The organism is Paenibacillus uliginis N3/975 (assembly GCF_900177425.1).
Classification (GTDB): Bacteria; Bacillota; Bacilli; order Paenibacillales; family Paenibacillaceae; genus Paenibacillus_AQ; species Paenibacillus_AQ uliginis.
Genome location: NZ_LT840184.1, coordinates 525,105 through 538,004, shown reverse-complemented (window position 1 = coordinate 538,004; position 12,900 = coordinate 525,105). Strand labels below are relative to the sequence as shown.

Genomic DNA, 12,900 nt, shown 5'->3' with positions numbered 1-12,900 from the left:
ACTTTATCCTACCAACGGTAGTGAGCAAACGCTTTGTTCGCTTCAGCCATTTTGTGCGTGTCTTCACGTTTCTTAACAGAAGCACCAGTGTTGTTGGAAGCATCGATAATCTCAGCCGCCAAACGCTCTTCCATAGTCTTCTCGCCGCGGTTGCGGGAGTAGTTTACGAGCCAACGTAATCCCAAGGATGTACGTCTCTCTGGTTTTACTTCGATAGGCACCTGGTAGTTTGCACCGCCGACACGGCGAGCTTTAACTTCCAGAACCGGCATGATGTTCTTGATGGCTGCTTCAAACACTTCCATTGGGTCATTACCCGTACGTTCTTGGATTAGTTTGAATGAATTGTAGAGAATGCTTTGAGCAACACCTCTCTTACCATCCAGCATGATGCGGTTGATCAGACGAGTAACGAGCTTGCTGTTATACACCGGATCCGGCAGCACGTCTCTTTTAGTAACTGGACCTTTGCGTGGCATGGATATCCCCCTTTCTTCAATCATGTCATTTCAACATGTAACTTAATTTAGCTCTTTGCTTTAGGACGTTTCGCGCCATATTTGGAACGAGCTTGCATACGGTTGTTAACACCAGCGGTATCAAGTGCACCACGAACGATGTGATAACGTACCCCTGCAAGGTCTTTTACTTTACCGCCACGGATCAGAACAACACTGTGCTCTTGCAAGTTATGTCCGATACCTGGAATGTAAGCAGTCACCTCGATGCGGTTCGTTAAACGAACACGAGCATATTTACGAAGTGCAGAGTTCGGTTTACGTGGAGTCATAGTACCCACACGAGTACACACACCGCGTTTTTGCGGAGCACTCAAATTGGTATCCTCACGTTTCAAAGCGTTGAATCCTTTTTGCAGTGCCGGTGACTTCGATTTGTAAACTTTAGCTTGACGGCCCTTACGGACCAGTTGGTTGATTGTTGGCATGCTGCCACCCCCTTCCTATATTTCTCATCCTATTACAAACCTTTTTAAGTCCACAGACCCAGGCGGTTCATAAAAGAACAAATGAAAAGTTTTTGCCGAGAGAAGAACCCTTCTCCAACAAAAACAGATCGTACTCACTGTTTTAAGACTGCTACCATTGCTGCACCGACTTCGATGCCGCAGGCCTCTCCGAGTGCTCTCATTGTAGGCACATACGTAATATCTACACCGTGCTTAACGCACAGGGTCACGATTTTGGAAGTCAAACGCTGGTCGCAATCTTCAGCCACATAAACTTCTGTAGCCTGACCGGTTTCAACGGCCTTCATTGTTTGTTTGGTGCCAATCTTAACATGAGCATCCTGTAATCCTTTATCATTAGACATTGGATATTCCTCCAAAAGAACAGGGATAAAGCTACTACTCACGCACCTTTGCTATATTAGCATCTGCATTAAATGATGTCAAGCATAATATCAAGGTAAAAAAGAAATTCAGGGAGAGAAATTTGCCCAATTGTTAATCCAGGCAAACTCCCTGCCTCCCTATCATTCTTCTTTATTCTACGTTAGCGGTCTCCAGTTCCTGATTCTCGCCGTTCCCATCTTCCTGACCCTCAAACTTAACGCTGCGGTAGCGGTTCATACCCGTACCAGCAGGGATCAGTTTACCGATGATAACATTCTCTTTCAGTCCGAGCAACTGATCGACTTTACCTTTAATGGCTGCGTCAGTCAACACGCGCGTTGTCTCCTGGAAGGAGGCAGCGGAAAGGAATGAATCCGTCTCAAGGGAAGCTTTCGTAATACCGAGCAGAACCGGTTTAGCCACTGCTGGCTCTTTGCCTGATAGAATTGCTTCTTTGTTGGCAGATTCATATTCGTGAATGTCCACGAAGGAGCCTGGCAGCAGATTGGTATCTCCTGCATCAACGATGCGGATCTTACGCAGCATCTGACGAATCATAACTTCGACGTGTTTATCGTTAATTTCTACACCCTGGTTCCGGTATACGCGCTGAACTTCCTGAAGAATATAGTTCTGCACGCCGCGGATACCCTTGATGCGGAGCATTTCTTTAGGGTCGATCGAACCATCCGTCAATTCATCCCCGGCTTCGATGTGCTTGCCTTCGCTTACGCGCAGACGGGAGCCATAAGTAACGGAATATGTTTTCGTTTCCGCTTCACCTTGGATTTCAATTTCACGGCGGTCTTTCGTTTCACGGATCTCTTTAACGACACCGTCAATCTCACTGATCGTTGCTTGACCTTTAGGATTACGGGCCTCAAAGAGCTCTTGGATACGCGGCAAACCTTGGGTGATGTCATCACCCGCAACGCCCCCGGTATGGAACGTACGCATAGTGAGCTGTGTTCCTGGTTCACCGATCGATTGAGCAGCGATAATACCAACCGCTTCACCAATCTCGACAAACTTACCTGTCGCCAGGTTACGTCCGTAACACTTCTTGCAGACACCATAACGCGCACGGCAGCTGAGAATGGAACGGATTTGTAGTTTCTCGACACCAGCTTTAACGATTTCGTCAGCTTTGTCAGAGTCGATCAATTCATTACGGTTGACGATAACCTCTTTAGTCTCCGGATGACGGACAGTCTCAAAAGCATAGCGTCCTTCAATACGGTCGTAGAGATCCTCGATAACTTCCTTACCGTCTTGAATCCGGCTAACTGTGAAGCCTTTATCCGTACTACACTCATCTTCACGTACGATGACATCCTGTGCCACGTCAACGAGACGACGGGTCAAGTAACCGGAGTCAGCGGTACGAAGAGCCGTATCGGCAAGACCTTTACGGGCACCGTGAGTAGACAGGAAGTACTCGAGTACGGTCAGACCTTCACGGAAGTTCGATTTGATCGGCATCTCGATAATCCGTCCGGACGGGTTGGCCATCAGACCACGCATACCGCCGAGCTGAGTAATCTGAGATTTGTTACCCCGTGCTTTAGAATCAACCATGAGCATGATGGAGTTGAAGCGATCCATCGATTTCATGAGCACCTCAGTAAGATCGTCCTTCGCTTTGGACCAAATATCGATAACACGGTCATAGCGCTCTTCGTTCGTAATCAATCCACGGCGATACTGGTTCATTACGACACTAACCTTCCCATCGGACTCTTTGAGAATTTCAGTCTTCTCAGGCGGAACGATAACGTCGGACACCGCAACGGTAACACCAGAACGTGTGGAATATGTGAATCCAAGCTGCTTGATTTTATCGAGAATAATAGAAGTCTCAGTTGTGTGATAAGTCTCAAAGCAGCGTGCAATGATTTGACCCAGGTATTCTTTTCCGACAGCACCGCTGATCGGAAGACTTTGAATAACTTCCTGGATATTCGCACCTTTTTCATATACAAAGTATTTCTCAGGTGTACCTTGGAACAGGTTCACACGAGTCGCTTCGTTAATGTAAGGGAAGCTGGCCGGGAAGATTTCGTTAAAGATAATCCGTCCCACAGTGGTAACAAGCATCGCTTTTTGCTGATCTTCCGTAAAGATTGTTTTACCCAGAGCTTTAACCGGAATAGCTACACGTGCATGCAGACCTGCTGCTCCACGCTGATATGCGGACACAGCCTCGTTCACACTGCCCAGGATCATGCCTGTTCCTTTTTCTTCCTTGTTGTCCATTGTCAGATAGAAGGAACCAAGGACCATATCCTGTGAAGGTGTAACGACAGGCTTACCGTCTTTAGGGTTCAAAATGTTTCCGGATGCAAGCATCAGGAGACGTGCTTCCGCTTGTGCTTCCGCAGACAACGGAACGTGAACAGCCATTTGGTCACCGTCAAAGTCAGCGTTGTAAGCTGTACATACGAGCGGGTGAAGACGGATCGCGTGACCTTCTACCAGAATCGGTTCAAACGCCTGAATACCGAGTCTGTGAAGGGTAGGGGCACGGTTCAGAAGTACTGGATGTTCTTTGATTACCTCTTCGAGCACATCCCAAACTTCTGGACTTACGCGTTCCACTTTACGTTTCGCACTCTTAATATTATGAGCCAGGCCTTTATTGACCAACTCTTTCATAACAAAAGGCTTAAACAGTTCCAGCGCCATTTTCTTAGGCAATCCGCACTGGTACATCTTCAGATAAGGTCCTACAACGATAACGGAACGACCGGAATAGTCAACACGTTTACCGAGCAAGTTCTGACGGAAACGTCCTTGTTTACCTTTCAGCATGTGACTGAGAGATTTCAGAGGACGGTTACCCGGTCCTGTAACTGGACGACCACGGCGACCGTTATCAATCAGTGCGTCCACGGCTTCTTGAAGCATCCGTTTTTCGTTCTGAACGATAATATCAGGTGCACCAAGATCAAGCAGTCTTTTCAGACGGTTATTCCGGTTGATTACACGACGGTACAGATCATTCAAGTCGGAAGTCGCAAAGCGTCCGCCGTCCAACTGAACCATCGGGCGCAGTTCTGGAGGAATGACCGGCAATACGTCCAACACCATCCACCCCGGTTTGTTCCCGGAGTTTCGGAACGCTTCAATAACTTCAAGACGCTTGATCGCACGGTTACGACGTTGACCTTGTGCAGTACGCAGTTCTTCTTTCAGGAATTCGAGTTCTTTCTCTACATCCAGATCTTGAAGAAGTTTCTTTACAGCTTCTGCACCCATGCCAGCTTGGAATCCGTAACCGTATTTCTCACGATAGCTGCGGTATTCCTTCTCGGACAACAGTTGTTTCTTCTCAAGCGGCGTATCTCCTGGATCCGTCACGACATAAGATGCAAAATAGATGATCTCTTCCAGAGATCTTGGAGACATATCCAAAGCCAGACCCATACGGCTTGGAATACCTTTGAAATACCAGATGTGGGATACAGGAGCAGCCAGTTCAATGTGGCCCATACGTTCACGACGGACTTTAGCGCGGGTAACTTCAACGCCGCAACGGTCGCAGACTACGCCTTTATAACGGACGCGTTTGTACTTGCCGCAATGGCACTCCCAGTCTTTTTGCGGACCAAAAATACGTTCGCAGAAAAGACCTTCCTTCTCAGGCTTCAATGTACGGTAGTTAATTGTTTCCGGCTTCTTTACTTCTCCACGAGACCAAGAACGAATCTTCTCCGGGGAAGCGAGACCGATTTTCATATACTCAAAATTGTTAACGTCCAACAAGGAGCAACCCTCCTCAACTTAGTCCTAATTATGTGCTCCGATCATAACACCACCGCCGGCTGTTAACCGGCGGGGTGACGACTGACCGTTATTCCACTCCGACTTCAGTGCCTTCCAAGTTAAGGCTCAGTTTATCGCCTGCCGCATCTTCTTCATCATCGAGTTCTCTCATCTCGATTTCTTCCTCGTTCTCGCTAAGGATTTTGACGTCCATACCGAGAGATTGAAGTTCCTTAATCAATACCTTGAACGATTCTGGAACACCTGGTTCCGGGACGTTCTCACCCTTGACGATCGATTCGTAGGTTTTCACCCGACCGACCACGTCATCGGACTTAACGGTAAGAATTTCTTGCAGTGTATATGCGGCGCCATATGCTTCAAGCGCCCATACTTCCATCTCACCGAAACGCTGTCCACCGAACTGTGCTTTACCACCGAGCGGCTGTTGCGTAACGAGAGAGTATGGTCCCGTAGAACGGGCGTGGATTTTATCATCAACCATGTGCGCCAGCTTGATCATGTGCATGACACCAACAGTAACTTCGCGCTCGAAACGCTCTCCTGTACGGCCATCATACAAAACGGTCTTACCATTACGCTGCATGCCTGCTTCTTCCATTGTATCAAACACATCATACTCGCTTGCTCCATCAAATACTGGCGTAGCCACGTGAATACCAAGCTGCAGAGCAGCCATACCCAAGTGAACTTCCAATACCTGACCGATGTTCATACGTGAAGGTACACCAAGCGGGTTAAGAACAACCTGTACAGGTGTGCCATCAGGCAGGAACGGCATGTCTTCCTCAGGCAAAATACGGGCAACGACACCTTTGTTACCGTGACGTCCGGCCATTTTGTCACCTTCGGAGATTTTACGTTTCTGAGCGATGTACACGCGAACCAGTTGGTTTACGCCCGGCGGCAATTCATCACCGTTCTCGCGAGTAAACACCTTCACATCAACGATGATACCATCACTACCGTGAGGAACGCGCAGCGAGGTGTCACGCACTTCGCGAGCTTTCTCACCAAAGATCGCATGAAGGAGACGCTCTTCAGCCGTCAGTTCCGTTACACCCTTAGGTGTTACTTTACCAACCAAGATGTCGCCTGCACTGATCTCAGCACCGATACGAATAATTCCGCGCTCATCAAGATTTTTCAGCGCTTCTTCACCGACGTTCGGAATATCACGTGTGATTTCTTCTGGTCCAAGCTTTGTATCTCGAGCTTCAGATTCATACTCCTCGATGTGAATCGAAGTGTAGACATCCTCTTTCACGAGCTTCTCAGAAAGAAGAATCGCATCCTCGTAGTTATAACCTTCCCAGGTCATGAAAGCTACGACAACGTTACGTCCAAGTGCCAATTCGCCCATCTCAGTCGAAGGACCATCCGCAAGGATATCCCCCTTCTTGATTACATCGCCACGTTGGACGATTGGACGCTGGTTAATACATGTACCTTGGTTCGAACGCATAAATTTGTGTAATTTATGTTTAATGATATCGCCTTTGACTTCTTGTCCGTCCACATTTTCCACGCGGCGGAGCCAGATTTCATTAGCTGTTGAGCGCTCAATAATTCCGTCATATTTGGATACAATACATACACCGGAATCTTTCGCGGATTTATGCTCCATTCCTGTTCCGACAAGCGGTGCTTTCGGAATAAGAAGCGGAACAGCTTGACGCTGCATGTTAGATCCCATGAGGGCACGGTTGGAGTCATCGTTCTCGAGGAACGGAATCAGCGCCGTAGCGACAGATACCACCTGTTTAGGCGAAACGTCCATGTAATCCACACGATCTTTAGGCATTGGCAAAATGTTATCGGCCTGTTTGTTATAACGAACAATTACCATATCGTCCGCAAACTTACTGTCTTCTGTTAAACTTGCGTTCGCCTGAGCTACAACATAGTTATCTTCCTCATCAGCAGTCAGATAATCGATCTGCTCTGTTACCTGACCCGTCTTCGGATCAACCCAGCGATAAGGCGCTTCGATAAATCCGTATTCGTTAATACGGGCAAATGTAGACAGGGAGTTAATCAAACCGATGTTCGGTCCCTCTGGAGTCTCGATCGGACACATACGGCCATAGTGACTGTGGTGAACGTCTCGGACTTCAAAGCCCGCGCGTTCCCGAGTCAAACCACCAGGTCCGAGTGCGGAAAGACGGCGTTTATGCGTCAGTTCAGCAAGCGGGTTCGTCTGGTCCATAAACTGGGACAACTGTGAGCTACCGAAGAACTCTTTAATCGATGCAATAACCGGGCGAATGTTGATGAGAGCCTGCGGTGTAATAACACTCGCATCCTGGATCGACATTCTTTCACGAACAACGCGCTCCATACGGGAAAGACCGATACGGAACTGGTTCTGCAGAAGTTCACCTACGGAACGCAGACGTCTGTTACCCAGGTGGTCAATGTCATCCGTGTTGCCGATACCGTGCAGTAAATCCATGAAATAGCTGATGGACGAAATAATGTCCGCCTGCGTAATATGCTTCACCGATTTATCGATGTTGCCATTGGCGATAATCTTAACGACTTTACCGTCCTCGATTGGCGAGAACACATCGATCGTCTGAAGTGTAATATCCTCACTATCCTGAACGCCGCCCGCAACATGATATGTTTTGTAGCCGACACTCTTCTCTAGGTGAGGCATAATCTCGTCCAAAAGACGGCGGTCTACGGTTTGACCAGCTTCAGCAATGATCTCACCCGTTTCCACGTCAATCAGACTCTCAGCCAAACGCTGATTGAAGAGACGGTTTTTAATATGAAGCTTCTTGTTGATCTTATAACGACCAACGTTCGCCAGATCATAGCGCTTCGGATCAAAGAAACGTGCTACCAAGAGGCTCTTTGCATTGTCCAACGTCGGAGGCTCGCCTGGACGAAGGCGTTCGTAGATCTCAATAAGCGCCTTTTCCGTCGAATCCGTGTTGTCTTTATCCAGGGTATTACGAATGTACTCGTCATCACCCAGCAGTTCCAAAATCTCTGCGTCTGTACCGAAACCGAGCGCACGAAGCAGTACGGTTACCGGTATTTTGCGGGTACGGTCGATCCGTACATATACAATATCCTTAGCGTCCGTCTCCAGCTCCAGCCATGCGCCGCGATTCGGAATAACGGTCGCAGTGTATGTTTTCTTACCGTTTTTATCAACTTTAGTGCTGAAATAGACGCTGGGAGAGCGAACCAACTGGCTGACAATGACCCGTTCGGCACCATTAATGATAAATGTTCCGGTTTCCGTCATTAACGGAAAGTCTCCCATGAACACTTCTTGCTCCTTGACCTCTCCAGTCTCTTTGTTGATGAGCCGGACTTTAACACGGAGCGGCGCCGCATAAGTTACGTCGCGTTCTTTCGCGTCATCGACGGTGTATTTCGGTTCTCCAAGGCTGTAGTCGATAAACTCCAGCACCAAGTTTCCTGTAAAATCCTGAATCGGCGAGATGTCTTGGAACATTTCGCGCAACCCTTCCTCCAAAAACCATTCATAAGATTTTTGTTGGATTTCAATCAGGTTCGGAACTTCGAGTACCTCAGTAATACGTGCATAACTTCGCCGAGTGCGTCGACCATATTGAACAAGATGTCCTGCCAACTTAAACTCACCCCTCATGTCTACTCACTTTTAAAAATTCATTGCGAACCTCTGTTTGTAACACTATAATGGAACGTACAGAGGAAACTCCCATAAATAGAGAAAAGCCCTTATCGAATATCTTTCGAAAAAAGAGCAGCTTATCCATGGTTATGATAATCCTCTCATATCCAGTAGATTTGCCCAAAATGTACATATTATACGTCAATATGACTGACTTTATGCAATGATACCCACATCAAGTCTTGACATTTCAGCAAACTAAAGACAAGGAGACCATCCTAATACTGACATTTTATAATAATACCACAGCCAGAAATCCGAGTCAATAGCCTATTTGCCAGTTCAGGATGTAGTCTTTACCGCTTTGAATATCCGGTAGCCCTTGTCCTTCGTCACTTCCTCCACTTGAGAAAACAGGCTTTCCAGTTTGGCTTTGGCCGATGGGGAGCCTTGTTTTTTCTGAATGACCACCCACAGCTGCCCCTGATCCTTCAGATGCTCAAAGGCTTGTTCAAAAATTTTGTGTACCGTTTCTTTGCCTGCCCGTATAGGCGGATTGGTTAGAACGATATCAAATTCCTTACCCTCTACTGCTGTGAACAGGTCACTTTCCATTATAGTGACATTACCAATTCCATTGAGTCTCGCATTTTCCTTGGCTAATTCTACCGCACGGCTGTTGATATCTATCATCGTTACATGGCCGTCCTTTGCAATTCTCGCTGCAGAAAGCCCGATCGGCCCATAACCGCATCCGACATCAAGCACATTGGACTGACTTGGAATATCAAGGGCTTCAATCAGCACCTTACTCCCATAATCCACTCCACTCTTAGAAAAAACACCTGCATCACTAATAAACTTGAATTTACTGCCACGAAGTACCGTTTCCAGTTCCCGCCTGTTATGTCCGGTTACTGGCTGGTTCGTATAATAATGCTGATTCGGCATGTCAACCTCCGTATCACAAAATCGATTGCCGTGAATACGGCACCAAACCTTAAAAACTCTCTAACTCTAATATAGCCTTCTTCTTGAAAAAACAATCTATTACAATAACAAACCCCTTGAACTAATATTCAAGGGGTTTGATTCATGCTGCAGTATAGAAGGAATTACTTCACTTCTACGGATGCGCCTGCTTCTTCCAATTTAGCTTTAACAGCTTCTGCATCTTCTTTACTTACTTTTTCTTTCAGTGGTTTTGGTGCGTTGTCAACGAGTTCTTTCGCTTCTTTCAAGCCGAGGCCTGTGATTTCGCGAACAACTTTGATAACGTTGATTTTGGACGCGCCTGCACCAGTCAGGATTACGTCGAATTCAGATTGCTCAGCTTCAGCAGCTGCGCCAGCGCCTGCACCTGCAACAGCTACTGGAGCTGCAGCAGTTACGCCGAATTCTTCTTCGATTGCTTTAACGAGATCGTTCAGTTCCAGAACGGACATGCCTTTGATTGCTTCCAAGATTTGCTCTTTGCTCATTTGGGTTGAACCTCCATTTTATATTTAGGATTTAGTTGTTTATACAGCTTGTTGAATAAGGAGCTTACGCGCCTTGTTCTTCTTTGTCAGCCACGGCTTTAACCGCAAGCGCGAAGTTGCGCATTGGGGCTTGAAGCACGCTGAGGAGCATGGACAAGAGACCTTCGCGGGACGGAAGTTCCGCCAGCGCTTTGATTTCGTCCACTCCGATGACACGGCCTTCTACTACTGCGCCTTTCAGTTCCAAAGCGTCGTTTTTCTTAGCGAAATCGTTCAAGATTTTCGCTGGAGCCACAACATCCTCAGTACCGAAAGCAACAGCCGTCGGACCTGCCAACGCTTCATCCAGCTCAGTCAGCTCTGCAGCTGCTGTCGCACGGCGAAGCAGGGAGTTTTTCAATACTTGAAATTCGATACCAGCTTCACGAAGCTGCTTACGCAGTTCTGTTACTTGGGTAACGTTCAATCCACGATAGTCAACTACAACTGTTGTCACACTTTCGCGCAACTTAGCAGTTACTACGTCAACCGCGTCTTGTTTAGCTTGAATCACTTTTGCGTTTGCCAATGTCTACACCTCCTGATTGTATGGTTAGCTGGGACCATGACGGCCACCATCCTACGGGCACTAAAAAAGCCTCCGTAGAATCACGAAGGCCTGATGAAGCATCATTATGCCGGTCTCCCGGACAAACTGCTGACGTTCTATCATAACACCTCGGTAGGAAATTAAGCCAGCTAACGGCACCTACTGTCTACGGTAAGCATATTCAACTTTAATGGTCAGTCACAAGGACTCACAACTGTTACATAATATCAAACCATGACAAGTAAGTCAATGGTAAATATTATTTAAAAGAAGCTGTGTTCACGCGAGCGCTAGGTCCCATAGTCGAAGATACAGCGATGTTCTTCAGGTATACACCTTTAGCAGCAGCTGGCTTCGCGCGGTTCAATGCATCCACAAGAGACTTGAGGTTTTCATTGAGTTTATCCGCATCAAAGGATACTTTGCCGATTGGAGCGTGAATTTGACCTGCTTTGTCCAGACGGTACTCGATTTTACCGGCTTTAATTTCTTGAACAGCCTTAGCAACATCGAATGTAACCGTGCCGGCTTTAGGGTTAGGCATCAGGCCTTTACCACCGAGCAGACGGCCCAATTTACCGACTTCACTCATCATATCAGGTGTAGCTACGCAGACGTCGAATTCGAACCAGCCCTGTTGAATTTTGTTAATCATATCTTGATCGCCAACAAAATCCGCGCCAGCCGCTTCGGCTTCCTTCGCTTTTTCACCTTTTGCAAATACCAGAACGCGTTGCGTTTTACCCGTACCGTGAGGCAGGACTACAACGCCACGAACAGCCTGGTCTTGTTTACGAGGGTCTACACCCAAACGTACAGCCACTTCAACAGTTTCGTCGAATTTGGCAACTGCTGCCTTCTTCACCAGTTCAACGGCTTCCGAAGGCTCATAAGTTGCTTCGCTGTCAATCAGCTTAGCAGCTTCAAGGTATTTCTTACCGTGTTTAGCCATGATTGTTTTCCTCCTTTGTGGTGTTAGCGGAATTTCCTCCCACATATTCCGGATCTAATCCGGTAGCATCGAAAGAGTATTAGTCTTCGATTGTGATACCCATACTACGGGCAGTACCTTCAACCATCAACATTGCAGCTTCAACAGTTGCAGCGTTCAGGTCAGGCATTTTTTGTTCTGCGATTTGACGAACCGCATCACGTTTAACCGTTGCAACTTTCTTCTTGTTTGGTTCGCCGGATCCTTTTTCGATCTTGGCAGCCACACGAAGCAGAACAGCAGCCGGTGGAGTTTTGGTGATAAATGTAAAGGAACGATCCTCAAACACCGAAATTTCAACCGGAATGATCAAGCCAGCTTGATCAGCAGTACGAGCGTTGAATTCTTTACAGAATGCCATGATGTTGACACCTGCTTGACCCAATGCTGGACCTACTGGAGGAGCTGGGTTCGCTTTACCTGCAGGAATTTGCAGTTTTACCATCTTGATAATTTTCTTCGCCATGTAAGACACCTCCTTGCATCAATAGTGGTATCGGACGCTTTACGCCCTCCCACAAGAAACCTGAAGTATTTATAACTTCTCCACTTGAGTATAATCCAACTCCAGCGGGGTTTCCCGTCCAAACATGTTGACGTGAACCTTAAGCTTACTCTTTTCAGCCAAAATCTCTTCCACGGAGCCCACGAAATTCGCAAAAGGACCAACCTTGATACGAACAGATTCCTTGATGTCGAATTCAATCTTCGGTTTCGGTTCTTCCATGCCCATATGCTTCAGAATCTGTTCAACTTCTTCTGGAAGCAAAGGCGTCGGTTTAGAACCGGAGCCTGTCGAACCGACAAAGCCCGTAACCCCCGGTGTATTGCGGACAACATACCAAGAATCATCGGTTTGAATCATTTCGACCAAGACATATCCCGGGTAAACTTTACGCATGACGGTCTTTTTCTTACCGTCCTTGTTTACGATTTCTTCTTCCATAGGAACAAGAACGCGGAATATTTTGTCCTCCATGCCCATGGACTCGACACGTTTTTCCAAATTGGCTTTGACTTTATTCTCATACCCGGAATAGGTATGAACCACATACCATCTTTTTTCCATATCAAGCCACCTGG

11 protein-coding genes and 1 other annotated feature are annotated in these 12,900 nt (G+C 47.1%); all 11 genes read right to left on the bottom strand.

The window, feature by feature from the left end:
• Positions 1-8: 8 nt before the first annotated feature.
• Positions 9-479, bottom strand: coding sequence for a 30S ribosomal protein S7 (rpsG, locus tag B9N86_RS02330; protein ID WP_208917600.1), 471 nt, complete (start codon positions 477-479; stop codon positions 9-11).
• Positions 480-526: 47 nt separating this feature from the next.
• Positions 527-946: a 30S ribosomal protein S12 gene (gene rpsL / locus B9N86_RS02325; RefSeq protein WP_054956068.1), complete on the bottom strand. Its 420-nt coding sequence runs from the start codon at positions 944-946 to the stop codon at positions 527-529.
• A gap of 134 nt (positions 947-1,080) precedes the next feature.
• The gene (locus tag B9N86_RS02320; RefSeq protein WP_208920051.1) at positions 1,081-1,332 is read right to left on the bottom strand and encodes a ribosomal L7Ae/L30e/S12e/Gadd45 family protein; all 252 of its coding nucleotides are present in this window, start codon (positions 1,330-1,332) and stop codon (positions 1,081-1,083) included.
• Between the two features lie 172 nt (positions 1,333-1,504).
• Positions 1,505-5,119, bottom strand: a complete 3,615-nt coding sequence (gene rpoC, locus B9N86_RS02315; RefSeq protein WP_208917599.1) for a DNA-directed RNA polymerase subunit beta' — start codon at positions 5,117-5,119, stop codon at positions 1,505-1,507.
• A gap of 88 nt (positions 5,120-5,207) precedes the next feature.
• Positions 5,208-8,753, bottom strand: coding sequence for a DNA-directed RNA polymerase subunit beta (gene rpoB / locus B9N86_RS02310; protein WP_208917598.1), 3,546 nt, complete (start codon positions 8,751-8,753; stop codon positions 5,208-5,210).
• A gap of 345 nt (positions 8,754-9,098) precedes the next feature.
• Positions 9,099-9,707 carry a class I SAM-dependent methyltransferase gene (locus tag B9N86_RS02305; RefSeq protein WP_208917597.1) on the bottom strand — a complete coding sequence of 203 codons (609 nt, stop codon included), beginning with the start codon at positions 9,705-9,707 and terminating at the stop codon, positions 9,099-9,101.
• A 164-nt stretch (positions 9,708-9,871) separates the two neighbouring features.
• On the bottom strand, positions 9,872-10,237 hold the full coding sequence (rplL, locus tag B9N86_RS02300) for a 50S ribosomal protein L7/L12 (protein WP_208917596.1): 366 nt from the start codon (positions 10,235-10,237) through the stop codon (positions 9,872-9,874).
• A 64-nt stretch (positions 10,238-10,301) separates the two neighbouring features.
• A complete protein-coding gene (gene rplJ, locus B9N86_RS02295; RefSeq protein ID WP_208917595.1) occupies positions 10,302-10,805 on the bottom strand; it encodes a 50S ribosomal protein L10 in 504 nt (167 codons plus the stop codon).
• 53 nt (positions 10,806-10,858) lie between these two features.
• Positions 10,859-11,016 (bottom strand) — a sequence feature (ribosomal protein L10 leader region).
• Between the two features lie 69 nt (positions 11,017-11,085).
• Positions 11,086-11,778 (bottom strand): 50S ribosomal protein L1, encoded by a 693-nt coding sequence (gene rplA / locus B9N86_RS02290; protein ID WP_208917594.1) that lies wholly within the window; start codon positions 11,776-11,778, stop codon positions 11,086-11,088.
• Positions 11,779-11,857: 79 nt separating this feature from the next.
• The gene (gene rplK / locus B9N86_RS02285; RefSeq protein WP_208917593.1) at positions 11,858-12,283 is read right to left on the bottom strand and encodes a 50S ribosomal protein L11; all 426 of its coding nucleotides are present in this window, start codon (positions 12,281-12,283) and stop codon (positions 11,858-11,860) included.
• Positions 12,284-12,352: 69 nt separating this feature from the next.
• Positions 12,353-12,886, bottom strand: a complete 534-nt coding sequence (gene nusG / locus B9N86_RS02280; RefSeq protein WP_208917592.1) for a transcription termination/antitermination protein NusG — start codon at positions 12,884-12,886, stop codon at positions 12,353-12,355.
• Positions 12,887-12,900 lie beyond the last annotated feature (14 nt).